Annotated in this window: 21 protein-coding genes and 1 other annotated feature; of the genes, 6 read left to right on the top strand and 15 right to left on the bottom strand. The window is 38.8% G+C overall.

The genetic code is table 11. The features are described 5' to 3' along the window. Positions 1 to 21 precede the first annotated feature (21 nt). Together AZE41_RS06365 and AZE41_RS06360 are read right to left on the bottom strand one after the other, a co-directional pair. A complete protein-coding gene (locus AZE41_RS06365; RefSeq protein WP_067206965.1) occupies positions 22 to 816 on the bottom strand; it encodes a GNAT family N-acetyltransferase in 795 nt (264 codons plus the stop codon). Between the two features lie 108 nt (positions 817 to 924). Beyond that, positions 925 to 1,434: a DUF3231 family protein gene (locus tag AZE41_RS06360; protein ID WP_067213871.1), complete on the bottom strand. Its 510-nt coding sequence runs from the start codon at positions 1,432 to 1,434 to the stop codon at positions 925 to 927. A 217-nt stretch (positions 1,435 to 1,651) separates the two neighbouring features. On the opposite strand from AZE41_RS06360, the gene AZE41_RS06355 reads away from it, so the two are divergent. Next, positions 1,652 to 2,638 (top strand): M23 family metallopeptidase, encoded by a 987-nt coding sequence (locus AZE41_RS06355; protein WP_067206962.1) that lies wholly within the window; start codon positions 1,652 to 1,654, stop codon positions 2,636 to 2,638. Positions 2,639 to 3,036: 398 nt separating this feature from the next. After that, positions 3,037 to 3,594, top strand: a complete 558-nt coding sequence (locus AZE41_RS06350) for a membrane lipoprotein lipid attachment site-containing protein (RefSeq protein WP_067206957.1) — start codon at positions 3,037 to 3,039, stop codon at positions 3,592 to 3,594. A 68-nt stretch (positions 3,595 to 3,662) separates the two neighbouring features. Here the strand turns inward: AZE41_RS06350 and AZE41_RS06345 are convergent, their stop codons facing one another. The 7 genes from AZE41_RS06345 to AZE41_RS06310 all read right to left on the bottom strand — a co-directional run bounded on the left by AZE41_RS06345 (position 3,663) and on the right by AZE41_RS06310 (position 12,570). Next, on the bottom strand, positions 3,663 to 4,445 hold the full coding sequence (locus tag AZE41_RS06345; protein ID WP_067206955.1) for a class I SAM-dependent methyltransferase: 783 nt from the start codon (positions 4,443 to 4,445) through the stop codon (positions 3,663 to 3,665). Positions 4,446 to 5,010: 565 nt separating this feature from the next. Further along, positions 5,011 to 5,250: a hypothetical protein gene (locus AZE41_RS06340; RefSeq protein WP_067206953.1), complete on the bottom strand. Its 240-nt coding sequence runs from the start codon at positions 5,248 to 5,250 to the stop codon at positions 5,011 to 5,013. A gap of 913 nt (positions 5,251 to 6,163) precedes the next feature. Further along, positions 6,164 to 7,429: a neutral/alkaline non-lysosomal ceramidase N-terminal domain-containing protein gene (locus tag AZE41_RS06330; protein ID WP_067206949.1), complete on the bottom strand. Its 1,266-nt coding sequence runs from the start codon at positions 7,427 to 7,429 to the stop codon at positions 6,164 to 6,166. A 133-nt stretch (positions 7,430 to 7,562) separates the two neighbouring features. Beyond that, positions 7,563 to 8,288, bottom strand: a complete 726-nt coding sequence (locus AZE41_RS06325; protein WP_231885780.1) for a class I SAM-dependent methyltransferase — start codon at positions 8,286 to 8,288, stop codon at positions 7,563 to 7,565. Between the two features lie 161 nt (positions 8,289 to 8,449). Continuing rightward, a complete protein-coding gene (locus tag AZE41_RS06320; protein ID WP_067206946.1) occupies positions 8,450 to 8,908 on the bottom strand; it encodes a VOC family protein in 459 nt (152 codons plus the stop codon). A gap of 484 nt (positions 8,909 to 9,392) precedes the next feature. Then, complete coding sequence (locus AZE41_RS06315) at positions 9,393 to 11,429, bottom strand: prolyl oligopeptidase family serine peptidase (protein WP_067213869.1); 2,037 nt, start codon at positions 11,427 to 11,429, stop codon at positions 9,393 to 9,395. 124 nt (positions 11,430 to 11,553) lie between these two features. After that, positions 11,554 to 12,570, bottom strand: coding sequence for an LLM class flavin-dependent oxidoreductase (locus AZE41_RS06310; RefSeq protein ID WP_067206944.1), 1,017 nt, complete (start codon positions 12,568 to 12,570; stop codon positions 11,554 to 11,556). Positions 12,571 to 12,724: 154 nt separating this feature from the next. Continuing rightward, positions 12,725 to 12,953, top strand: a binding site (T-box leader). A gap of 59 nt (positions 12,954 to 13,012) precedes the next feature. Here AZE41_RS06310 and AZE41_RS06305 point away from each other — a divergent pair. Together AZE41_RS06305 and serA are read left to right on the top strand one after the other, a co-directional pair. Further along, on the top strand, positions 13,013 to 14,173 hold the full coding sequence (locus AZE41_RS06305) for a pyridoxal-phosphate-dependent aminotransferase family protein (RefSeq protein ID WP_067206941.1): 1,161 nt from the start codon (positions 13,013 to 13,015) through the stop codon (positions 14,171 to 14,173). Further along, positions 14,174 to 15,760 carry a phosphoglycerate dehydrogenase gene (gene serA, locus AZE41_RS06300; RefSeq protein ID WP_067206939.1) on the top strand — a complete coding sequence of 529 codons (1,587 nt, stop codon included), beginning with the start codon at positions 14,174 to 14,176 and terminating at the stop codon, positions 15,758 to 15,760. A gap of 996 nt (positions 15,761 to 16,756) precedes the next feature. Here the strand turns inward: serA and AZE41_RS06290 are convergent. The 4 genes from AZE41_RS06290 to AZE41_RS06275 all read right to left on the bottom strand — a co-directional run bounded on the left by AZE41_RS06290 (position 16,757) and on the right by AZE41_RS06275 (position 21,771). Then, the gene (locus tag AZE41_RS06290; protein ID WP_067206934.1) at positions 16,757 to 17,230 is read right to left on the bottom strand and encodes a YjdJ family protein; all 474 of its coding nucleotides are present in this window, start codon (positions 17,228 to 17,230) and stop codon (positions 16,757 to 16,759) included. A gap of 251 nt (positions 17,231 to 17,481) precedes the next feature. Continuing rightward, a complete protein-coding gene (locus AZE41_RS06285) occupies positions 17,482 to 18,288 on the bottom strand; it encodes an HAD family hydrolase (RefSeq protein WP_067206932.1) in 807 nt (268 codons plus the stop codon). A gap of 189 nt (positions 18,289 to 18,477) precedes the next feature. Further along, the gene (locus AZE41_RS06280; protein WP_067206929.1) at positions 18,478 to 20,544 is read right to left on the bottom strand and encodes a catalase; all 2,067 of its coding nucleotides are present in this window, start codon (positions 20,542 to 20,544) and stop codon (positions 18,478 to 18,480) included. A gap of 138 nt (positions 20,545 to 20,682) precedes the next feature. Further along, positions 20,683 to 21,771, bottom strand: coding sequence for a branched-chain amino acid aminotransferase (locus AZE41_RS06275; protein WP_067206917.1), 1,089 nt, complete (start codon positions 21,769 to 21,771; stop codon positions 20,683 to 20,685). A 400-nt stretch (positions 21,772 to 22,171) separates the two neighbouring features. On the opposite strand from AZE41_RS06275, the gene AZE41_RS06270 reads away from it, so the two are divergent. Next, entirely contained in the window at positions 22,172 to 23,140 is a 969-nt protein-coding gene (locus tag AZE41_RS06270; RefSeq protein WP_067206916.1) for a ring-cleaving dioxygenase, read from the top strand. Positions 23,141 to 23,433: 293 nt separating this feature from the next. Further along, positions 23,434 to 24,084 (top strand): CPBP family intramembrane glutamic endopeptidase, encoded by a 651-nt coding sequence (locus AZE41_RS06265; protein ID WP_231885779.1) that lies wholly within the window; start codon positions 23,434 to 23,436, stop codon positions 24,082 to 24,084. Positions 24,085 to 24,353: 269 nt separating this feature from the next. Here the strand turns inward: AZE41_RS06265 and AZE41_RS06260 are convergent, their stop codons facing one another. Next, entirely contained in the window at positions 24,354 to 24,803 is a 450-nt protein-coding gene (locus AZE41_RS06260; protein WP_067206910.1) for an SRPBCC family protein, read from the bottom strand. Positions 24,804 to 24,963: 160 nt separating this feature from the next. Then, on the bottom strand, positions 24,964 to 25,686 hold the full coding sequence (locus tag AZE41_RS06255) for an amino acid ABC transporter ATP-binding protein (protein ID WP_067206907.1): 723 nt from the start codon (positions 25,684 to 25,686) through the stop codon (positions 24,964 to 24,966). Between the last annotated feature and the right edge of the window lie 6 nt (positions 25,687 to 25,692).

The raw sequence follows: 25,692 nt of genomic DNA, 5'->3' as shown, positions 1-25,692 counted from the left end.
CATATTCCACCTACCATTCTGTTATTTGAAACTCCACATGCACCATTTCCCAATATCGACAAAACCAATTCGTTTATAGATGGAGCCCGCAGCGGGATTATCATAGAAAAGACAAAGCATCTTGCCTTCATTGAGCAATTCTGTGCAAAGAATAGACATGCAATATGAAGCTAATCCTTTTTTCTCATATCCCGACAAAGTACCAACGCCAACAATCATGGCAGACTGACTATTTTCTGCAGTGCTCGATGCGGAACTTATTATCCGCCCATCTTCTTCGATGAAGTATGTACGGGCAGATTTATTACTAAGTGACTCACGTTTACGTTCAACACTGAATGTACTCGTAGCAAATTCCGGAATTCCATACATTTGATCTATGATTCGCTCCGCGTCATCAGGTGTCGCTTTTTTCACTTCAATCTCTGTGGGTACTTCTTGCAAACCCTTAGCATGCTCGCATTTAGCGTAATAGAGTACACGTGGATTTGACGGTTTACTAGTCAAATACGGTTCCAATTTAACAACAATCTGCTCAATCCCTGAAATGAACTCATACTTTTCATCATGATTGATAATTTCTGCAAACCCTTTTGCATCGTATTCTTCTGGTGCATATACAATGAAATTACCATCATAGTTTAGTAGAATACCTCGCAATTCACCATTCTCAACAAAATCTCCCCATAATTTCTGTATCGGATTAGTAAACCCATACGCTTCAATATCTCCTATTATAAATAGATTTTCTGCTGGCTTCTGTGAAACGAAATCCAACGTAACTTTCCTGTCTTCTTCCACAAGCTGTCGAATCATCTGAATCATCCCTCTTCAAGTTTTATGGATTAGCTTACCATATAAGACTTTCAAAGCGCAATATGAAAAGGACCTTGTCAACTTAATGACAAGATCCTTTTCGTTTCGTTAACGACTAGGAGAATCCGTATGAAGCGGTGGCGGTATAATCCACCCTTTTTCTTTGTTCATTCTCAATAACTTCAAACCAAATAACATTTTATCTGCATGGAATTTTCCGAACATCATTGCAAGGTCTTCTCGCAAGCATTGTCCCAACACTTGGCTGCAAGACACAAGAGCTTGTCCGACGTTAATCGATATGGCACCGCTGATTTCAGGATCCATAAACCTTGCACCGACCGGTATATCTTCTGCTTTCGCTTTAGGGCGTTCCGGCAATGACGGCGGCAATGCAATCCCATTCTCTTTTAAAATATTTTCAAGTTGTTTGTTCTCCGATTTCATCGTTTTTACTGCTTCTTCCAACAGCTCGATGAGATCCCCGTCACCTGCATGATTAATAAATGCTTGATACGCACTGATTAGACCATTATTCGCTCCTACAAAAGCCCATGAGCCTAGTACTTCACCGTAATGTAACGGTTCGTCTTTTGGATTACCATTTAAAATACCCAATTCATCTCTCCTTTTCTCTCCACTTGTGTAATGGATTTCAATCGTATTATGTGCTAGAAAAACATTTATATACATATTTTTCACCCGTGAGTCACATATAGATCACAGGTGAAAAATCAGCTTTAATTCAATTTTGAATTGTTTTCCTGAAAAATGTACTTATGAATAAATCCAATTGGGGAATTCTAATATACATGTATTAAAAGGAGGTTTTTTCGTGCGTCACTGGTTTGTTTTACCAATGTATGTACTCGCATTGTCTTTGCTATTCTTAACGGTTGTATCAGCAAAAGAAGAGCCTACTCAAGAAATGATTCTAGATGAACGAATGCGTCTTTATTTACGCTTCGAAAGCGTAACTGTCCCATGGTATTATTTAGCTGCAGTTGATCAATTTGAACGCAACATCCAACAAGTTCGAACTGATATTCCGAAGAATGAAGGTCCGGTCGCCATTCAGTTTTCAGATGATTATTGGACAGGCCCACTTAACCCCGATAAAAAAGATACCTCTCCTGAATCGATTGCTTATTCAGACGGAAATGGACTTGATGGCAATGAAGATGGGTTAGCCAATATAAATGATGCAGAAGACGTCCTTTATACAATGGCAACTTATTTAAGCGAATATGGCCAAGCGGAAGAAGATTTCAAATTAGCTTTATTGGACTACTACAAACGTGAAGACACGGTTAAACAAATTATAGCTATTGCAAAACTGTATAAACACTTTGAAACATTGGACTTAGATGAACACGCCTTTCCTGTCCCAACCAATTACAATTACAGTTACCGTGGAACCTGGGGAGCAAGCAGAGGATGGGGTGGCAGAAGGATTCACGAGGGAACCGATTTGTTCGCTGGATATGGTACCCCTGTTCGAGCCACGTCCTATGGAGTTATCGAAATAATGGGGTGGAATGACTTTGGAGGTTGGCGAGTCGGCATTCGCGACACTCATAATACGTACCACTATTTTGCCCATTTAGCTTATTTCAACAAAGATTTGAAAGAAGGAGACATCGTTGAACCAAAGACCATCATTGGTTCGGTGGGCAGCTCTGGTTATGGAAAAGCAGGAACATCAGGACGTTTCCCTCCTCATCTCCACTACGGGATGTACAAATATAACGGACGAACAGAATGGGCTTTCGATCCTTATCCTTCGCTTAGAATTTGGGAACGGCAAGATAAACAGAAGTGAGGTCAGTGAAAACATCAGTTATAATAACTAACGTATTCGGTTGACGGAGAGAAAACATCAAATAACAACCTATATTGGGGACACAATTCACTATGAATTGATGTCTTCCTTTTTGTTGTTATATCAATGCTTAAGTCGATTTGACAAACTAATTAACAGATCAATACGTACACGAATTGAAGTCACCGCATAAATTTATGCGGTGTTGTTGAAACAAATGCCGATAATGTTGCTAATTGTTCACTTAATATGAAGCGAACTTATTATATAAATGAAATTTATGTTTAAATATATTTTGAATTTTTAAATTATCCATTTAAACAAACTAGCAGGATTCTTGAATGAAGTGAAACCAAAAAGTGGGACAATTCGTCTCATTAAAAAAAGGGGGATAATTGTTGAAAAAAATATTATTGTTTATTTTAGCCACCTTCATTTTGAGCGCTTGCAATCAATTGACTAAAAATTCAAATGAATCTAGTGTTTCGCGTTCAAAAGAAACCGCTTCTACTGTTCAAACTTTGCCAGAAGATATGCCAAATGACTTTGGGTTCTCTGTTCAGTTTGGTGTGGGAAAAAATAATGAAATCAACACATTTCAAAATACAGTGACCAAAGATTTAATAACGGATGGGACTGCAAAGGCAACTGTAAATTTAACAGATAAGGAAATGGATAAGATTTATAAGAAAATGAAAGAAGTTAATATAGTAGAAAAGAAAAAATTTATACCCGAACCTATAAACGGAACCACTTGCACACAAGAACCACACGAAGAGGATGAATGGAAAATTACCATCAACGGCGAAACCATAACTCATTCTTTTTCAGGGACATACTGTGATCCTACCAACGATGCTAAACAATTAATTGAGTTACGAAATTACGTATTTAGTATAATTAGAAGTAAGGAAGAATATATGGGACTTCCCGAATCCAAAGGGGGATATGAATAGTTAGTAAAAAATGGATACTTTTTACTTACGTTTAATAATTCAACTAAAGTACTGTTAGTGAAAAAATATTATTCAATCTTTAGCTTTATAGCTCTTGTAGTAATAAAAGTTTTAATATGCTTGTCTAAAATTCTTGTTCCACCGAAGTCATCTTCATAAAAACCTGTTATAACAAACCCTGCTTCAATTTGCCCTTGAATTTGATCTTCCAAAGTATGTGCGTATTCTATTGTTTGACTTGATTTTATATAAGCTTGAACTTCATCCTCTAGCAAATAATCCAATGACGATGAAGGTATAGAATATTTAACATCAAGAATACCTTTTCTTTCTTGATTATCATCAAAAATCCATAATAAAGGATTTGTAAATCCTGCAATTAAAATACCTCTATTTTTTAAAACTCTTGAAACTTCCTTCCATACAGGGTTAACATCTTTTACGAATAAGTTAGAAACAGGATTAACAACAATATCAAAATATTCATCTTTAAAGTCACTAAGGTCTGACATATCGCCTTGTACCGTTTTTATAGTTAATCCATCACGTTTAGCTACATATTCATCTTGTTGCAATTGCTTTTTAGATATATCAGTCACTGTTACATCTGCTCCAGCCGCAGCTAAAATAGGTCCTTGTTGCCCTCCACCAGATGCTAAACAAAGTATTTTTAATCCTACTAAAGATTTCGGAAACCAATCTCGTGGAACTGATCTTTCAGTAGTGACAGTAATTTCCCATTCACCAGATTTACTTTTTTCAATGATTTCGCTACTCACAGATTGTGTGTATCTAGACCCCTCTTCAACTTTCTTATCCCAAGCGTTACTGTTTTGTTGTGTTGTGTCCATTGTAATTCCTCCTATTTTGGCTAGGTTGTGGATGGGGCACCTTCTTAAAGTGAATCCGCTACGTTACTTTATTAACAGTAAAAACAATCTCCTGGCAGCCTTGTTTTGCTAAAGTTAGCAATAGGTAAGCATTTGATGCTATTCTCCATATTCCCTCTGCTCCGCACGGAACGTTCCAGTTTCCAAGCATTCCACAGTTGACACCTACTGGGGATAACAAATACAGATAATTTCTTAGGATAATCATTACATCATATTTGGAATAAATATTTTCATAATCAGGGAGCAGCCTAGAGCACCTACGACTAAGGCAATAAGAATTATTACAATCGGTGAATCTTTTTTCATAGTCCCCCTCCTCGTTTGAATTTTAATAGATAGTATTCTGTATTGATACTCTAGTGTCATGATCGACTATATTGTGCTCATTCTAGTAATCTGCTCCATTTAGTTCAATAAGGCGTAATAAATGTAAGCTGTTTTATATTTACTGGTTATTTTCCACACATAAAGGATTTTCTTAAGCTACTTTACTTGGGATAACGCCCCGTTACTTTAAGTACAACTAACTCGTATTGTAAAGATCGTATCCAACACCTTCATCATCGAGTTTTACTTCTAATTTGTTAATTTGAATCCAAAATCCAGCTATATTAATAGCCTTTATATTTTCATTGTTCAATACGATTTGACCCTGTGAAAAAACAAAATACCAATCAAAAGTTAAACCTTGAATTGCATATTTAGTCGCTTGCATTTGAAGCTTGTTATCATTTACAATTTCAACAACTTCTACACATTCCACTACTGAACAATGAATCGCATGTTCTTCAATTAATTACGTCTCAAATTCGGCTGGGCTTGTGGGCACACGATATATTACAAAAATAAAAATGACTATAAATATAAAAATGACTTTATCTTTTATTGGTGATTTTGTATGCGAAATTAGTCCTATTGCAAAAATCAGTGTGATCCATAACACTGATTTAATATCAAAAATAGAAAAAAAGAAAAAGGAATTGATAATTATGAAAGATAAATAACGTTTCAGAACATCATTTTTTGATTTGATGAACAGTATATATATCGAAGCTATTAATATGAAGATAAAAAATGCGAGATTAACAATAACCATTTCTCCCCCTCCTTGTACAGTGCCTGTCTCCTTACTTTAAAGACACGGCTGCCGAATTTCCAAAAATCGCTCCTTTTGCTTGAAGAGATCAGACATCACTGCACAACCATCTAAAATCCAACATAGCAATACTAAAATCACTTTTTCATCAAACATGCCCACTCCTCTAATGTGTAACGATGTATAAGAAAACAGGTTCTTGACATTTGTTATAAAAAGCGCAAAACAAAGAGGATGCAAATGTGTACAGAATGGATATTATGGCTGCCAAAGATGGTCGATCAACAATCGTGTCATATGGCCCAACCATTAGTCTAACTCCAACGTTCACGGTGCATTACAGACTGTCGCACTTGATACGGTAGCACTTATGCGAGATTAATCCTACACTAGTTATTGCACTAACCTTGCCTTTATTCTAGGAAGAATGGAGTTAATTCCTGATTTACCTACCATATCAATATAATCATTTTGAAGGCTCAGTCTTTTTTGTTATGCAACTTTATAGATTCTAAGCAATATTTAATTTTCATAGGAGTTCAAGTGGAAAAGTTACATTTACTAATAAGCTCAGCATAAATTATTTAGTATTATATAATTCCAACACCTTTTTCACCACCTGTTCAGCAGTATTTTCAACTGGGGGCATCCACAAGTCAGTAATCGGTCCATAAATCACTGGATTCACTTCCACCTCATAACCACCGTATGGGTACGCTTCTTTTGTAGGTAAATAGCCAAGATAACCATTGGTATAACCCCCAAAAAAGGCAAGTTTATTCTTTAGTCTTTTTTTAATGTCAATAGCTGTTTCAGAAAAGGGCTCCATTGGTATTCCTGAAAATGAACCCTCATTAATTTGAAGTAATTGAATTTCTAAATCAATAGAAAGTTGCTTAATATTTTGTTTATGCATATCCAAAAGAACCATTAACCATTTATCAGTATTTACACCCCATTGATCTGCAGCTAAAAATGCCATCCTTTTTATAACATCAGGTTCAGGAATATCTTTTAGTTTCATGGACATTTTAGTTGAAACAGTTCTAAGCTTAGAAATAGATTTATAATTAATACTTGGAATCATCGTAAGGACGCTACCACTTAAGGCATAAGCCATTTTTTCTAAGGCTTCCTTTGAACCACGATAATTAGCATTAACATTTCCAGCCGCCCCTTGAATAATTATTACAGGACAGTGAAGTGTATTTTGAAGAATATCCCTTGTTAGCCCAGGATAGTCTGCTGATAAAATATCACTATCTCCCTTTAATACATTTGGATGGGCAGTACAAAATACAATTAGACCTTGAAATTTTCCTGTTGCAGGGTGTTTTATTGCTAATACTCCTATTCTGTTATCAACAGCCCCATTCATATTTATACCCATCTTCACTTTTCCATCTAATGAAATCTCTCTTCGGTTTACTCCTATTTCACCCATTGTTACATTCCATCCAACCTCAGATGGTTGCTTATTCTCATTTGCATGAACAGTAGCTTTTACGACATTTGTAATTAAGCTAGTCTTATAAGATTGAACCATTTGATTATTACTTGCTGTTGCAGGACCAGAATGTGTATGAGTATAAACAACCGTTATATTTTCAAATGGGATTTTCAATTCCTTTACTATTTGTTCACGAATAATTATAGTATCTTTTATTAACATGCCTATGTTATCAATACTAATAATTACGGACTTTGTTTCTTTGCTTTCAAAAATAAAGGCTGTTGCATAAATACGTTCATCAATATTACTTATCCCAGTTGGTCTATGGTATCCAATAAAATCAATACCCAATGGTGGCGTGATATCAACCCTATAAACTCCAACTTTACTCATTTAAATCTCCCCATTAATTCTGTGGTTTTTTATTTTAGGACGTTCCGTTCTTCTTCAACAAACCTGGCCGGTAAGTCAAAAACGTTCCTATTTATCATAGAAACGTCGCGACATTAATAATAATTTTCCATCATTACTTTTTGAAAGCTTTTATTATAAATGTTGCAGGCACTAATTGGGCTTTTTGGGTTGAGTACCATCTCGAAGGATTATCTGAAACTTTGTTATCAGATAACTCAACATCATCTAATACTTTTTCAATAGTGAAACCGGATTCGATTAGTGTATTTATATATGTACTTAATTTCCGATGGTGAATAATGACACTATTATGCCACGCTTCATTGTATTCCGGACCTTCGATATTATAAGATTTATTAAAAGTAAACGATGACTCTTCGTAGGTCAAGCGGTCGTGGATAGGGTGTTCCCAACTAAAGATGAAAATACCACCTGGCTTTAGATAGTTATGGATATTTGACAATGTACGTCGTAAATCAACCGTCCACCCTAATGCATAAATTGAGTATGCAATATCAAAGTAATTGCTTGGTAGTCCTGGGTTTTCCTCCATTGGAGACTCTACTAAAGAAACTTTGACTTGTTGGTTACTCAACAATTTAGTAGCTGTTTCTATTTGCTTTGTTGAAAGATCTACCCCCCATAGTTCCTTTGCTCCTTGGTTACCCATATATTGTAATGAATGCCCACTACCACATCCAATATCCAAGACCTTTTGATTTGAAATATCACCAAATAGTCCAAGTCGTTCTTCATTCAAAGAAAATGGTCCATATTCCGGAAGAGCTGCTCTTCCGAAAAAACGTTCTGCTGATTTCTCCCAGCTTTCCTTATTCAATTTCAAAATCTCCTTATTTGCTTCGATGATTACCACTCCCCTTGATTGTTCACAAATTTAATTTAGTACCAATTTACTTCTGACTATCTATATTCTACGAAATATTATTATTTCTTTTTCAATCAAATGCCCCTTAAGTTTAACAAGGATAATAGTTACAATTAGTTATTTTTCCTATTCCAATCTTCTAACGACATCATTTCAAAGTCTTCCTCAAAATCCAACCTTAAAGGGGTGATTAATTCAAGAGAATTACCATCAGGATCTTGAAAATATATTGCTGCATGCGCATTGGGATTATTCGGTAAAACTATTGGTTGCTTTTCTGGTCGGAATCCAAAGTCAGTCTTTACTGGAATTCCTTTTTGTTCGAGCCATTCTTTGGCAACCTCTATATCCTCTATATCAACTTGAAAAGCAATGTGTCTCAATGAAGGATGATATGGTGTTTCAACTTTATCTGTTTCCCATAGCCCTAACCAACTACGTCCTTTCTCAATCCAAAAAAATACTAGTTTCTCTTTTTGATATGCAATTTCTAAATTAAGTTTTTTATAAAACTCTATAGAAGTTTCAAGATTCCTAACAGGTAAATGTGCTTCATATAAACCTTTAATCATCGACATAACTTCCTTTTGGTTAGAATACACTTTTCCGAAAAAATCACCTCAAATTACTGTCTGAAAATCACTCAATTTCAGACCTGAGGTAAAAAACATTCACTTTATGATCTGGAGACGAAAGATAAAACCAACACCTATGTTGAAGTATTGAATACGGTGTACAAACTGAGCGAAGGCGCCTTACAAGGGGTAGCCGAAGCCCTAAGACTAACGGCGAAGCTGTCTGGCTTAGGGCGGGAAGCATCCCCGAGCGCCGGAGGGAATTCAATGGGATTCTTTATTCCAACTTATTACCTTATCTCATTGAAAAATTCTCGCTAAAACTGTTGCATTTTTTAATCGCAAAATCATAGGAATGGCTATATACAAAAAAAGGGGGACCTATCCGCTATTGCGAATAGGACTGTAATTCCCCTAGCTATTTAGTTATTTTGTTGCCTATCAAAAGAACCCGTTACGATTGTTTCGGTGCTTTTCTAACTTAAATTTCAATCTCCAATGTTTTAAACAAGAACGCATACATATCCGTCTGTTCTTCTATTATTTTAACAGTCGGTTTGCCTAGACCGTGGCCGGCATTCTTTTCCACCCGCAGAAGAATTGGATTGTTTCCTAGTTGTGCCGCTTGCAATGTCGCTGCAAATTTCGTCGCATGCCACGGCACCACCCGATCATCAGTATCAGCTGTTGTCACAAGTGTCGGTGGATACTCGACGCCTTCTTTGACATTATGAAGCGGAGAATACTTGTACATGAACTCGAAATGTTCCGGATTTGTTTCAGCATTTCCGTAATCGGTCACCCAATAGCGTCCCACAGTAAATTTATGATAGCGCAGCATATCAGTGACAGGAACGAGACAAAGTGCTGCCCCATATAGATCAGGCCGCTGAGTGATGCATGTTGCGACAAGCAATCCACCATTACTTCCCCCCATAATGGCAAGCTTCTTGCTGTTCGTATAGTTTTGTTCAATCAGCCACTCTGCTGCTGCAATGAAGTCGTCAAAGACATTTTGCTTTTGCCCCAACGTCCCCGCTTTGTACCATTCCTCACCGAATTCTCCACCACCGCGTAAATTCGCGACCGCATACACGCCGCCCGCCTCAATCCACATACGCTGTGATGGGGAAAAAGCCGGAGTCAAGTTAACATTAAAACCGCCATAACCATATAACAAAACAGGATTATCGCCCGTCAATTTCAACCCCTTTCGATGCGTCAGGAACATCGGAATACGCGTGCCATCTTTGGATGGATAAAACACTTGGGTAGTCTCGAAGCCTGTTGCTACAAATAACTCTGACGTATTAAATACAGTATTCAATTCATCTTTTTCAAAATCATAGCGTGCAATCGTTGTCGGCACCAAATAAGATGTATATCCTATGAACATCGTTGAGGCTGTTTTCTTGCCGGTCACGCCTGATAAGGAAATGTAGTTAGGAAGAGACACTTCTTTTTGGAACCGTCCGTCCAAATCATAAATACGTAGTTTGTAATGAGCATTATGCAAATAGCATACGACAAACTGCCCATTAATAATTTTTGCAAATGTGAGGACGTCTTCCTGTTCGGAAATGATATCAATCCAATGTTCTTTCCCTGGTTTGTCCAAATGAACAGCAATAATTTTTTCTTTCGGTGCATCGTGACTAGTCGTGAAGTAAAAGAGCTTCCCTTCATTTCCTATAAACGAATATTCGCCGTCATCGTCTGCCAATAAATGAACAAATCCTTCATCAGCTTGTTCATCACGATAATAGATACGACTTTTATTTTCTGTTCCTTTCCATACTGATAAAATCAAATAACGATAATCATCAGAGAGTATTGGATTAAAAGATAACTCTTTATCCTCAGTGTCTTCATATGCCAGAATATCCTCTTCTTGGACTGTACCAACCGTGTGCCAGTAAACGCGGTTATAGTTACTCTCATCTTCTGAATCGACCGTCCCAGGTTCAGGGAATCGATTATAATAAAACCCGCTTCCCTCTTCATTCCATGCAATACTGCTAAACTTGCACCATTTGATGACGTCAGCTTCGTCTTTTCCCGTCTGTAAATTGCGGATTCGGATTTCCTGCCAGTCACTTCCGTTCAATGAAACACCGTAGGCTAGGCGATTCCCATCTTTCGTAAACGCAAGATTCGTTATCGCTGCCGTCCCTTCTTCATTCAACGTATTCGGATCTATAATGACCTCAAGTTCATCTGATGATATATCCTTTGTCCGATAAAAGATAGCTTGGTTTTGTAATCCATTATTTTTATGAATATAATAATAGTCCCCTTCTTTTTGCGGAACGGAGTATTTCGGATAATTCCATGATTTCGTTAATTTCTCTTTCACTTTATCCCGTTTCGGATACGTTGCTAAATAGTCTTGGGTTGCTTCATTTTGTTCATCAATCCAATTCTTCACCTCTAAAGTTTCCGGCTTTTCGAGCCAGCGAAAATGATCTGCAATATCAGTACCATGGTAGTTTTCAACAATCGTTTCTGTCTTTGTCATATTGCCCACCTCATTACCCCCTATAAATGTCATCATCTATATTTTACCATATCACCACCTCAATTAAATAACTATTCTAAATAAAAAGCCGCTAACCTAATTAAAGGTTGCGACTTTTATTTATTCAATCCATCATGTCTGCAATTATGCTATACGAACGCATGCGCTCTTCATGACTGTATACTTGCGTATTGATAATTAATTCGTTCGCTCTTGTTTCTTGAATGAAACTTTCAAGCTTGCGTTTAACCGTTTCGGGACTGCCCACAATCGTTGTACGAGGATCGAGCGTTTGCTTAATAGATGCTTGTTGCTGTGGTGACCAATACTCATTGATATTGTCAACTGGTGGTTTTAATTGTGATGGCATTCCCGTAGTGATACCAAGGAATTGAAGTTGCTGTGAAGTCGCCAACCATTGCGCTTTTTCGTCCGTCTCCGCTGCGATGACATTGATACCAAGCATGGCATACGGTTCTTTCAAAAACTTAGATGGCTTAAAGTTTTGATGGTACAACTGTAATGCTTGCAACGTATACGCAGGTGCAAAATGACTCGCGAAAGAAAAAGGTAAGCCTTTCTGTGCTGCAAGTTGTGCACTAAAGCCGCTCGAGCCGAGAAGCCAGATGGGTATATCAAGTCCTTCACCCGGAAAGGCGCGAACACGAGCGGATCTGTCCGGTTCAAAATAAGCTTGAAGTTCGGCTAATTGTTCCGGGAAATCGTCACCAGTACTTTGTAATGTGCGACGCAGTGCATAAGCAGTTGCTTGGTCAGAACCTGGCGCACGCCCAAGTCCCAAATCGATTCTTCCCGGATAGATAGATTCGAGTGTACCAAACTGTTCGGCAATAACAAGTGGTGCATGGTTAGGTAACATAATACCGCCCGAACCTACGCGAATTCGTTTTGTTACGCCTGCAATATGACCTATAAGTACCGATGTTGCGGAACTTCCAATGCCAGGCATATTGTGATGTTCTGCAAACCAGTACCGATTGAAACCTAATTTTTCAGCATGCTGTGCCAATTCCGCACTATTTTTGAAGGACTGTGTTGCATTGCTACCTTCATTTATTGGAGAAAGGTCCAAAACGGAAAGTGGAATCGAATTGAACTTTTTAATTTTATCAGCAACCAAATCTTTTCACTCCTTATTTTGTTCTTATAAGAAAGAATACCGTTCCTGACTAGATTCCTCTACCAATTGGACTCAGAAAAACGTGATTTCGGATAAAATGATGCTTGACATTCAATTTTCATTTGTTATGATTAGTTCTAATTCCATAACTAATCTAACTATTTTGATGGAGACACACTTTATCTACTGAAATCTCAAGAGAGCTGATGGATGGTGCAAATCAGTGATTTCGCAGTAAAGTAGCACTCTGGAATAGATAAACTGAAACGTCTAGTAGGTTTATCCGTCACATGCGCGTTAAGCATGCTAACCAAGACTGTCTATTTTTTTCAGACAGTAAAAAGGGTGGTACCGCGTGAGTATTTCAGCTTTTCGCCCCTTACATTTATTTGTAAGGGGAGGAGGGCTTTTTTTTATTCCCAAAATCGAGAGGAGAATGAAGATGTTACAAGATCAAATGCTACTTAGGATTCCAGGACCAAGTCCCATCCCGCCAAGTGTACAACGAGCGATGAGTCAACCAATGATTGGCCACCGAGGACAAGAGACATCGAATATGCTTAAAAATATCGCACCAGGTCTGCAACGGATTTTCGGTACGACACAAGACGTTGTTATTTTAACAGGTAGCGGAACAGCTGGTTTGGAAGCTGCTGTTGTAAATATTGTGAAGCCTGGTGATGAAGTATTAGTCATTGTAACAGGCGCATTCGGCGAGCGTTTCTCAAAAATTTGTGAAGCTTACAATATCACGGTTCAAAGCTTAAATGTCGAATGGGGCGAAGCGCTGAATCCCATAGAAATTAAACGCTATCTACAAGAGCATCCTGAAATCAAAGCTGTATTTTCTACATATTGCGAGACTTCTACTGGCGTATTAAATCCTATCAAGGAACTCGCACAGGCAGTACGTGAAGTGTCAGATGCATTAATCGTCGTCGATGGTGTTTCCTGTGTTGGCGGTGTTGAGACGAGAATGGATGATTGGGGAATCGATGTCCTGGTGACAGGTTCTCAAAAAGCATTCATGCTACCAGCAGGACTGGCTTTTATCGCGGCAAGTGAACGTGCCTGGTCTATCATCGAGAATAACCCACAACCACGCTACTATATGGATTTAGTAAGATATCGTGACAATCTGTTAAAAGATACTACCCCTTTCACACCTGCACTATCTTTGTTATTCGGCTTGGAACAAGTTCTTCAGCTTGTCGATCAAGAAGGAGTCGAACAAGTAAATGCACGACATATTTTGATGATGAACATGACGCGCGCCGCTTTCCGGGCATTAGGTATTCCTTTATTAACAAGTGATAAAGATGCCTCTCCTACGGTCACAGCGGTTAAACCGGAAGATTTCGACGCAGAAGCGTTTAGAAAAGTGATTAAACATGAGTTCGGCTTAATCGTAGCAGGCGGCCAACAGCATTTAAGCGGCAAAATATTCCGCATTGGCCATATGGGATACTGTTCTCCCGCAGATGTCCTTCAAACAATCAGTGCGATGGAAATCGGCTTACTCAAAGTCGGCAAAGAAATTGAATTAGGAAAAGGCACTGCCGCTGCACAGCAAGTCTACTTAAACGAAGGAGTGTTGGTCTAAATGACTTTTAATATACTTATTAGCGATCCGTTAAGCGAAGATGGTATTTTTCCATTAAGGCAGGCTGAAGGCTTGAACATCGTCGTTGACACAACTTGCACACCCGCTGAATTAGCGTCTAAAATCCATAACTATGATGCCTTGCTTGTTCGTAGTCAAACACAAGTGACACGCGAAATTATTGAACAAGCAACGAGGTTAAAAATCATTGGGCGTGCTGGTGTCGGCGTCGACAATATCGATTTAGACGCAGCGACTGAACATGGTATTATCGTCGTCAATGCTCCGGACGGCAACACGAACTCCGCTGCTGAACATACAATTGCAATGCTGATGTCCCTTGCTCGCAAAATTCCACAAGCCTTCAACTCATTAAAAAATCAGCAATGGGACCGCAAGTCATTCATTGGTGTTGAATTAAAAAATAAGACACTCGGTGTAGTAGGTCTTGGTCGTATCGGCGCGGAAGTTGCGGCAAGAGCAAAAGGTCAGCGAATGAATGTCATTGCCTATGATCCTTTCTTAACGGAAGAGAAAGCGAAGAAGATGGGTATTACTGCGGGAACTGTTGAAGAAGTACTAAGAGCAGCAGACTTTATTACTGTTCATACTCCACTTTTGAAAGAAACGCGACATATGATCAATAAAGAAGCCTTTAATTTGATGAAAGACGGCGTTCAAATCATTAACTGCGCACGCGGCGGTATTATCGATGAAGATGCGTTGTATGATGCAATCGTATCGAAGAAAGTTGCAGGAGCTGCACTCGACGTCTTTGAAACAGAACCATTTGTTGGCCATAAACTGCTGACACTTCCTGAAGTCATCGCGACTCCACACTTAGGTGCAAGTACGATTGAAGCGCAAGAAAGCGTTGCAATTGATGTTAGCCGTGATGTTGTCACTTTCTTAAACGGCGGTGCGGTGCAAAACCCTGTTAATCTTCCTTCTGTTTCAAAAGAAGCGCTGGCTAAAGTTGAACCATTCTTTGACTTAGTTGAAAAGTTGGGCGTATTCTTATCTGATTTAGCAGAGGGGGTTATCGAGGAAGTAAATATTTATTACTCAGGGCAGCTTGCTGAATCTGATGTCCGTCCTTTGACACGCAACACGCTAAAAGGCCTGTTGAAGCGCAATCTTGGAAACCATGTCAATGATGTCAACGCCAAGTTTTTGGCAGACCGTATCGGCATCAAGGTCAATGAACATAAAACTTCTACATCGAAAGGTTTTTCAAATTTAGTTACGGTTGAAGTATCGACAACGAATGGAGTAAGACGTGTTGCCGGAACTTTACTAAATGGTTTAGGTGCACGTATTGTCAAAGTCGATGATAACCTTGTCGATGTAAAACCTGATGGCCATTTACTGTTCATTAAACATAAAGACCAACCGGGTGCAATTGGCCGGGTCGGAACATTACTAGCAATCGAAAACATCAACATCGCAACGATGCAAGTTGGTCGATCCACTGTTGGCGGTAATGCAATCATGATGCTATCTGTCGATAATCATGTTGAGAAGGCTAACGTAGAACGTTTGAAAGAGCTTGAAGATATCTTTGATGTTATTGCGATTGATTTGTAAGTACGATTCCGATTTTGTTTGACTTGAATCAAATAAATAAATGGATAGAGTCTTCAGATGACATCTAATTCTCTATCCATTTTTCTTTTAAAGTTCATTGTTATAAAACCCACTTTTACTGGACCACTTCCGGTTCGCTTTCGGCGAACTAATCACGACACATTTACCGTGAGACATGTGTGGCTAGAAGTGACTCCGTCACTTCTAGCCACACTTTTTTCGGTAATCCTGTTGCGAATAGTTGCCTGTCGCTTACCTTCAATGTTCAAGTGAAAAATGCAGTTTTGTTTGAAAGAAACGAATAGATGACTTTCTATCGGGATTGTATGTGCCCGAAGATGCAATTTCGGGCACTCTTGCAAGTTGTACAATGTGTTCCTTGCTTACTTCTAGCAAAGAGTATGCATCTAATCTTGTGATATCTTATAGAAAGTGACACTCCTTCACTAATACAAAAGGGAAAACCCTATAGAAAGTTTCAGCCGCCAAAATTGCATCTTTGGCGGCTTTTCTCCAGGTAAGAAGCCAGCTATTCTTTCGTCCAAAAAAGCTTCTGCACTTCGTGTGAAGCCACTGAAAAAGCTCTTTTTTATAGTACGAACTAGTTGATTGTAGTGAAGAGCGGCGACTCCAGCGGGAACAGCGCATGCTGAAGACCCCGCAGGAACGCAGTGACGAGGAGGCTGAAGCCGTGCCCGCGGAAAGCGTCCGCTCGGAACGGAAATCAACGGGATTGAAGGAAATCGTACTTTTTCAGTGCCCTCCTTCGTGTACTTATGCATTTTGAGCGCGCCGGATGAAGGGCCACCATACGATTACCGAAAAGAGTGTATAGGGATGCGACAAAGTCGCATCCCTATACATCCAGACCTCTCGATATTGGTATAGACGTCATTCAATCCAAAGCAGCCCAAATGCAACTATACACGTAGCGCCCAGTAGGTGATCACGTCATTCACTGGTTAATTTTGTTTAATTAACAGGTGTGAAATAAAGCTAACTTATTTCTTTAACCTTATTATTAACTAGTCTAACCAACGCAGTAACTAAAAATAAAATACCGATAAACAAAAGAATAGCGAAAATAATTTTCAAACCGCTAGTTGGAGAATTAGACAGGAAACCGCCTAATACCAGGAATAAAACACTAATAGAAGCAAGGTAATATGTGAACACCTTATGGTTACGTTTTAATAAGCTATACCCCAGGAGGATTATGAGATATGTCCCACTTAACAACATTAGCAAAGGAAATACAGGTGCAAATTTAGCTGCATACATAAAATAATCAATTGACAGAATATCGTTTGCATTTTCCAGTTGTCCATTCACTATTCCAGAAAAAAGCGCGGTATGTTTCCATTCCCAAGAATGCTCTAGTAGTGCGCTACCTTCATACCATGCTACCCCAGTAGAAAATAGTAAAAGAATTGATGCCAAAACCAATTGGATGATTACCCTAAAAGACATTTTCTCCACCTCAAATTATCGATAAACTCTGATTTCCATTTACTCACAACTTAAATATCTCTACTAAATACGTTCTTCACAATACGAAGGTTCCGTTACTTCTAGATGATCAATCCAAAACTATTTTCATTTCCATAATTTAAATCCCGCACAAAAAAGCGCTGACCAACTGGAGCGCTTTTTCGTTTTGTAATGTAAGCAGTTTGTCCACTCCATCCTCAATCCTCAATCCTTCAGGATAGATTTGATACTCATTGGACAGCCTGTTTCTTATTCAACTCTTCAAGGATAGGATATAACTTTTCTAAATGATTAATTTCATAAGTCGGTACAACTTCTTCACTGGGCAGTTTATTCTCCCGATTAATCCAGACAGAACGCATTCCGACACGTGATGCTCCTAAAATATCCGTCATTAGATTATCGCCTACCATTATTGCTTCCTCTGCAGTTACACCGTTTTCAGTAAGCACATGTTGAAAAATAGATGCGTCGGGCTTTCCTACTCCGAATGCGCCTGAGACGATGATTTGGTCAAAATAAGGAACGAGTTCGGATGTGACTTCAAGTTTCGTGTGTTGTAAACTTGGTGAACCATTTGTTAATAGTACAAGCTTGTATGTATCTTTCAGACTGTCCAGCACTTCGAATGTTTCTTCATATAGATAAGGATGCTTTTTCCGTTCCTGTGGGAATAATTCTGCTAACGTGCTGCCAAGGTCTTCATCATTAATGCCGATTCGCTGAAGTCCATTTGTCCACGCTTCCTTACGATAGCCTGGAACAATTGCTTTCATTTTTTGAAAATAGTCCCCTTCATCATTGAATGTCCCCCAGAGGCCTTCGAATGGGTTAATGCCAATCATCTGAGTAAATTCATAGGTATCATACGATTCGTAAAGCTTTCTCGCTTCCAATCTGACAGCTTCTTCAAGTTTAGCAGGATTAAGATCATGTACTTGGGCTGCATGTTCACATGTTTTTTCGAATGCGGTTTCTACACTTTTTTTATCCCATAATAATGTATCATCCAAATCAAAAATAATCGCTTTTATCATAAGAAATCATCCCCTATCTGCTTTATAAACTAGTATACATGATTTCAGACTAGTTTAACGAGTAAGAACAAAAGCGCTAGAGTCTAGACGTGAAATAGCTTCTCTTGGTGTTTAACCACAGTACGAGATTTTATAATTTCCTAGTCAAAGAAAAAACCGCTCCCTATTTCTAATCGGAGCGGCCATTCTTCAATAAATTTCTCTGTCCCAGAAGCGTTGCTGTGCGATTGCTTTTACAAAATCATCATCAAAATCGGGATTATCCGTCGCGAAGACAATTCCTGGCCCCGCCTTCGCATTTGATAATTCAAAGAAAGGAAGACCTGTCGATGCAAATCCAATCGGTTTATAATGCTTGAACGATTCGTTAATAAAGTATTGGATATTGGAATTGAATTTTGCTTGATTTTCAGCCGAACCACCAACAACATATAAGCTATCAAATAAAACCGGATCCATTGTAAGGAATGTTTCATTAACGATTACATTAAGGCCATCCGCACCCCTCACTGTGCCAAGTTTTTCACCAACAATATCCACAGTGACGCCATATTTCCTTAACGTTTTGACAGCTCTTTTCACTTCTGCACCATTAAAATCATTGCCAATCAGCACGCCGACTTTCAACGTGTAAGGGACTCTCGTCGTATTTTGCTGACTGAGTGCCGGTGATAAGGCCTTGACGTTCACTTGCTTGCTAGTAGGAGGGTTTACCCCGACACCATCTGCGATATGGATTGCCAATTCTTTATCCACATTGGCAAACATATCAACGACTTGCTGTCTCACACTTTTACTAGCCACTTTCCCAACTTCAAAGATGAATGCATCAGTGATATGTTGCTTCTCTGGTGGCGACATACTGTTCCAAAATAGCCTTGCCTGAGAAAAGAAATCTTTGAATGAATCGCTTCTTGCTTGAATGATACGCCCTTCCACTTTTTCTGCATAATGGACGAATCCGCCTTCTTTCGCAGTAGAAGTGGACGGTGTATTATCCGCAAGCGAGTTTTTATGGTAACTGACCTGCCCAACATCAATTCTCTGACGGCTATAGCCATTTCGCTGATTATTATGGAATGGACAGACGGCACGATTGATAGGAATCTCAGTGAAATTCGGTCCCCCGAGGCGAATGAGTTGTGTATCTAAATAGGAAAATAATCTACCTTGTAGAAGTGGGTCATTTGTGAAATCAATTCCAGGTACGACATTACCCGGATGGAACGCAACTTGCTCTGTTTCCGCAAAGACGTTGTCAACATTACGATTAAGCGTCATCTTGCCAAATATTTTAACAGGTACGATTTCTTCCGGCCAAAGTTTCGTAGCATCTAGTACATCGAAATCGAACATGAATTCATCTTTTTCATCAATCATTTGTACACCTAGTTCATACTCCGCAAAATTACCATGTTCAATTGATTCCCATAAATCCCGCCGTTGAAAGTCTGGATCTTTCCCAGAAATCTTCTGTGCCTCATCCCATACAAGCGAATGTACGCCAAGTGCTGGTTTCCAATGGAACTTTACAAACCGGCCTTTACCTTGTTCATTGACGAATCGGAATGTATGAACACCAAATCCCTCCATCATTCGCCAACTCCTCGGAATCGCCCGATCTGACATTAGCCACATGACCATATGCGCCGATTCTTGGTTGTTAGCAACAAAGTCCCAAAACGTATCATGTGCAGAGGCAGCTTGCGGCATCTCGTTATGTGGTTCAGGCTGTATCGCATGGACAAGATCCGGGAACTTAATGCCATCTTGGATGAAAAAGATGGGAATATTGTTACCCACAAGATCATAGTTCCCTTCCTCGGTATAAAACTTAACAGCAAATCCCCGTACATCCCTTACTGTATCCGCAGAACCTTTGCTCCCTACAACATTCGAGAATCTCGTAAAAACTGGGGTTTTCGTTCCGGGTTCCTGTAGAAATCCTGCTTTTGTAAATTCCTTCATTGATTCATACAATTCGAAAAAACCGTGTGCTGCATATCCTCTGGCGTGTACAACCCGCTCTGGAATCCTTTCATTGTCAAAGTGAGTTAATTTTTCACGAAAATGAAAGTCCTCCATTAATGTTGGTCCACGGATACCCGCTTTCAATGATTCCTCGTCATTCGAAACTTTCAGTGCTTGATTTGTTGTCATTTTTGTTCCTTCATTATTCACACGGAATTGTTCCAACTGTTTATCTTTACTGTTTTCATCTATGACTTGTTTGTGGTTTGGTGATAATTTATCCACACAATCCCCTTCCGCTATCCATTTAGTAATTCTAGGCGCTTCCCTACTATATGCAGGACTTCCCCAACTGGATACAAAGAAAAGGATAGCACCTTGGAAGGGCTACCCTTTTCTTCACCTATTATATAGAAGAAACAATTATACTTTTACCGTGTCAGTGACTTCAACTACCCACCCGAATGAATCTTCCACTTTACCGGTTTGAATACCCGTTAGTGTCTCATACAGTTTTTTAGATAATTCACCGGTTTGATTATTATTAACGACCATTATGTCATCGCCCCAATTTAGTTCTCCAATTGGTGAAACAACTGCTGCCGTTCCTGTTCCGAAAGCTTCCTCTAAAGTACCTGCTTGGTGTGCTGAACGAAGTTCTTCCATGGATATTTTACGTTCAACAACCGGAATATCCCAATGCCTCAGTAATTGAAGGATTGACTTCCTCGTAATTCCTTCTAAAATACTGCCATTTAATATTGGTGTAATAACTTCACCGTTAATTTTGAAGAAGACGTTCATACTTCCCACTTCTTCTATATACTTTCTTTCTACACCATCAAGCCAAAGAACTTGTGAATAACCTTTTTTGCTTGCTATTTCTTGTGCTCTTAGCCCGGACGCGTAGTTACCGGCTGTTTTTGCCGTTCCAGTTCCGCCTGCTACTGCACGCACATACTCATTTTCAACGAGAATTTTAACGGGATGAATTCCTTCTTTATAATACGATCCAACAGGAGAAAGGATAATGATGAATTTATATTTCTTCGATGGTGAAACGCCAAGATAGGGTTCAGTCGCAACCATGAATGGTCTTATGTACAGGGAAGTTCCTTCTGTTACTGGAATCCAGTCTTTATCGATAGAAATTAATTTTTCTAAAGCTTCGATTGCAATTTCTTCATTGAAAGCTGGCATGCATAAGCGTTCACTCGATTTGTTCATGCGACGCATGTTTTCTTCTGGGCGGAATAACAATACTTGCCCCTCTTTGCCTACATAGGCTTTTAATCCTTCAAAAATTGTTTGACCATAGTGAAAAACGGTTGCCGCCGGATCCATTTCAAGTGGTGCATATGGAATGATTCTATGATCCGTCCAGCCTTGGCCTTCACAATAGTCAGCCACAAACATATGGTCTGTAAATACTCTTCCGAATTCCAACTGATCTGATTGTGGTTTTTGTTTTTTTGATTCACTCAATGTGACAGTGATTACATGGTTCGTCATGATGTGTGCATCTCCCTATGTCTAATTTTCAGGCCAGCTGATTTGGCTATTTCCGTATATTATGTGATTAAAAAGGAATACCAAGATAAGCGTTACCTCACGCTTAAACGATATTCCTTCATTTATCCATGTACGTAAATAACTTTCTAATAATATAGATTATATCAACTTCTTCGTAAATAAGCTATCTAATCATAAAAATATATCACATTTTTTATAGTCCCTTTCCAGAATAAAGAATAATCGTTCTGAATACCTATGAAGATAAAAACAGATGATATGTATGGATATTGAACCCTCGAAGGGACACATCTCTTGACAATTTCGTCCTCTCGCTGTAATATTAGCTTGAATTCAAGATAACTTTACAAAGATATTATCCAAGAGAGGATTGATAAAGATGAACGTAAAAGGCATTCACCATCTAACAGCAATGACTGGTAGCGCGGCGCATAACTTTAAGTTTTACACTGAGGTACTTGGTATGCGACTAGTGAAAAAAACAGTAAATCAGGACGACACAACTGCTTATCATTTATTTTACGGAGATGAGCAAGGGAATCCAGGAACTGAACTGACATTTTTTGATTTCCCAAATGCTGGACCAAAACGAGCAGGTGTCAGTAGTATTTCCAACTCATCACTTCGTGTAGCAAGTGACGCTGCACTAAATTATTGGATTGAACGCTTTACTGAATTTAACGTAAAACATGCACCCATTTCAGAATTTGCTGGTCGCAATGTTATTTTCTTCGAAGATGCGGAAGGTCAACAATTGACGCTCGTTTCCGATGAGACAAACTCAGTCGCTGCGACTGGAACTCCATGGGATAAGAGCCCTGTTCCGGTTGAGTATGGGATAACCGGGCTTGGTCCAGTTAGGCTAACTGTCCGCACTCCTGAACCGACTATCGCAGCTCTTCAAATACTCGGGTTTACAGAGAAGAACCGTGTTCCAGCTCTTGTTGAAGGACAAGACGACATCATTGTTATGGAAGTCGGAGATGGTGGTTCAGGCGCTGAAGTGTTCGTTGAGCCACGCAATGACTTACCTGCAGAGGTGCAAGGGATAGGCGGCGTTCACCACGTAGCTTTCCGTGTTAAGGACGAAGAAGAACTACATGCATGGATTGATAAAATTAACAGTACACGATTGCCGAACTCCGGATTTGTAGAGCGATTCTATTTCCGTTCACTATACTTCCGCGAGCCAAATGGTATCCTATTCGAACTTGCAACAGATGGACCTGGATTCGCAACAGATGAGCCGCTTGAAACATTGGGTGAGTCACTTGCGCTACCACCATTTTTGGAAGGTAAACGTGCGGCAATTGAAGCGAATATCAAACCATTGAATACAAGTAGATAAAAGAGCTGCGTGTAGAGATAATGTCTGGCTCTATACATCAAGATTCCTATATGGAGTAATCACCATTACTGGTGGTTACTTCTTTTTTATTGGAACATATTTTATGCGTTAACCATGAAAATCTAACTTGAAATTGTTTAGTGTAATCGATATATCCTTCAAAATCCAATTAGTAGATTATACTGATTAATTAATCGGTAAATGATACGATATAATGATACGGTTTAAAATGATAGTCATTGCTACCCGAAAGATAGGGATCTTTATTACGACTTAAAACAGATGGAGGATTTATGATGAAACTCTCAGTTTTATTAATTGGCCCTACGATTATGATCTTTTTAGGTTTAATCATATTCAAAAGTGTCCCTATTACCTTCATCCTATTCTATGGTTGGCTTTTATTTGTTCCGATTCTACTATACTTTAGAAATAAAAGTATTCGATGGAATCGTAAAAAACACCTCAATCTCAAATATTTCACAGTTGGTCTGATTAGTGGTGTTATTTCTTTGGTAGCTATTTACGGGGCAGTTGCACTACTACATAATTTAGTTTTCGATCTTGGCGAACTAAAACAAATTTTGGTGGAGTGGAATTTCACAGGAAGTATCCTTTTCTGGTTAATTATTTTCCTCATCTTCATCAATCCTGTTTTGGAGGAGCTCTATTGGAGAGATGTTATGTATAAGCGCCTTATAGATAGAGTAGGTGCGGCTCAAACGATTATGATTACATCATTTTTTTATAGTCTATATCATCTAGTTCCCCTCTTTTCAATTTTCACATTTCCTTTTAATTTCATTGCTGTTATTCCAGTATTTATAGCAGGTCTTATGTGGGGCTACTTTAGATACAAATTGAATTCAATCAGCGCATCAATTATTAGTCATATCCTAGCTGATCTTGGAATCATGTTGGTTTACTTGAACTATATTTTGTAATTTGCCCTACCAAATATCCCCTAAGTAATTTACTCTATTTGTTGAGATAAAGAATCCCATTGAATTCGCTAGGGAATGCTGCCAGTCTTTGGGCTTCGGCTCCCCCTTTAAGGCGCCTTTGCTTAGTTTATATAGGAATTCGGTGTATGTTGTGTTGTCCTCAAATCATATTGGTACTCATCATGATAAAAAGGCCATTCCCCGTGGGATGGCCTTTTCTATTGTATAGACTCCATCATCCAGTTAGTTTCTGTGAGAGGATCGATAGTTTAGTTTTCCGATTCAGCTACCTCTTTTACCCGTTGTAAAAATTCCACTACAATCTTGTCTGTGGAAAACAGTAAAAATAATTTCATGAACCATTTTAACGGACGATTCGTCGCAGTATAGGTTAAAGAAGTTCTGTGATCACTGAGCTTGACCAGCTCGTAGCGCGCCGTTATATCAAACATATTAGCAAGTGTAAAACCAACCTTTAACTTTTTCGCATTCGGGGAATCGTCATACTCTAACGTTTCTATTTGGTACTCCATAACACGCTTTCCTTCTTTATATTTTTGTAAATACACACTTCCGACCATTCCATCTGTTATTGTAATAGGTTTATTTTCAACTACTTGTGGCATAATTTTTTGCATATTTTCTAAAGAACCATTAAAAAAATTCCATACTTGCTCAATTGGCGCATCAATCTCTATTTCCTTCGTCCACTGTTTCATAATAAAAATCACCTCACAAAAATTTGCTTACATGTATTATAAATTTCACTTTACCACACAAGAAGATTCACAAATTCCTTCATAAAAAAGGAAAACAGTATAAGCGAACATACATCGCCTATCTGCTTTCCTTGATTCCAGCTTGCAAGATTGGTCCAAACTAGAGCACTTTACTTAAAAATGCTTTTGTTCGTTCGTTTTTGGGTTTATTAAATACTTGATCAGGTATACCTTCTTCTACGATTATTCCTTGATCCATAAACATCACGCGATCGCCCATCTCTCTCGCGAAGCCCATTTCATGCGTGACGACGACCATTGTCATCCCTTCAATTGCAAGCTGTTTCATAACATCCAGCACTTCTTTCACCATTTCTGGGTCGAGTGCAGAAGTCGGTTCATCGAATAGCATGATTTTAGGTTGCATCGCTAATGCTCTCGCAATTGCAACACGTTGCATTTGACCACCCGATAACTGTTCGGGATAAGAATTCGCTTTATCAGCTAGTCCGACCTTCTTCAACAATTCATGAGCTAGTTTTTCCGCTTCCGCAGAATTCATTTTCCGGATTTTCCGCGGAGAAATAGTGATATTATCGATTACACGCATATGCGGGAACAGGTTAAACTGTTGAAACACCATACCAACATCTTTCCGGATTCCATTGATATCCGTTTTCGGGTCATTTACTTTAACTCCGTCTATAAAAATGTTGCCGGCCGTAATATCTTCCAACAAATTTATACAGCGTAAAAATGTACTTTTCCCAGAACCACTTGGACCGATAACACAAATGACTTCTTTTTCTTTCACTTCATAATCGATTCCTTTTAACACTTCCAATTTCCCAAAAGACTTATAGAGGCCTTCCACTTTAATCATTTGATC

The organism is Sporosarcina psychrophila (genome assembly GCF_001590685.1).
Classification (GTDB): domain Bacteria; phylum Bacillota; class Bacilli; order Bacillales_A; family Planococcaceae; genus Sporosarcina; species Sporosarcina psychrophila.
Note: the sequence above shows the minus strand (reverse complement) of the source record. Positions and strands in the feature narration are given on the sequence as shown.

Excerpts from the sequence above, each read along its gene's own strand:
- AZE41_RS06260 (WP_067206910.1), bottom strand. The coding sequence starts at position 24,803 with ATGAAACAGTGGACGAAGGAAATAGAGATTGATGCGCCAATTGAGCAA.
- AZE41_RS06320 (WP_067206946.1), bottom strand. The coding sequence starts at position 8,908 with ATGATTAAAGGTTTATATGAAGCACATTTACCTGTTAGGAATCTTGAA.
- AZE41_RS06275 (WP_067206917.1), bottom strand. The coding sequence starts at position 21,771 with ATGACGAACCATGTAATCACTGTCACATTGAGTGAATCAAAAAAACAA.
- AZE41_RS06305 (WP_067206941.1), top strand. The coding sequence starts at position 13,013 with ATGTTACAAGATCAAATGCTACTTAGGATTCCAGGACCAAGTCCCATC.
- AZE41_RS06330 (WP_067206949.1), bottom strand. The coding sequence starts at position 7,429 with ATGAGTAAAGTTGGAGTTTATAGGGTTGATATCACGCCACCATTGGGT.
- AZE41_RS06265 (WP_231885779.1), top strand. The coding sequence starts at position 23,434 with ATGATGAAACTCTCAGTTTTATTAATTGGCCCTACGATTATGATCTTT.
- AZE41_RS06315 (WP_067213869.1), bottom strand. The coding sequence starts at position 11,429 with ATGACAAAGACAGAAACGATTGTTGAAAACTACCATGGTACTGATATT.
- AZE41_RS06345 (WP_067206955.1), bottom strand. The coding sequence starts at position 4,445 with ATGGACACAACACAACAAAACAGTAACGCTTGGGATAAGAAAGTTGAA.
- AZE41_RS06290 (WP_067206934.1), bottom strand. The coding sequence starts at position 17,230 with ATGTCTTTTAGGGTAATCATCCAATTGGTTTTGGCATCAATTCTTTTA.
- AZE41_RS06285 (WP_067206932.1), bottom strand. The coding sequence starts at position 18,288 with ATGATAAAAGCGATTATTTTTGATTTGGATGATACATTATTATGGGAT.
- AZE41_RS06255 (WP_067206907.1), bottom strand. The coding sequence starts at position 25,686 with ATGATTAAAGTGGAAGGCCTCTATAAGTCTTTTGGGAAATTGGAAGTG.
- serA (WP_067206939.1), top strand. The coding sequence starts at position 14,174 with ATGACTTTTAATATACTTATTAGCGATCCGTTAAGCGAAGATGGTATT.
- AZE41_RS06270 (WP_067206916.1), top strand. The coding sequence starts at position 22,172 with ATGAACGTAAAAGGCATTCACCATCTAACAGCAATGACTGGTAGCGCG.
- AZE41_RS06365 (WP_067206965.1), bottom strand. The coding sequence starts at position 816 with ATGATTCGACAGCTTGTGGAAGAAGACAGGAAAGTTACGTTGGATTTC.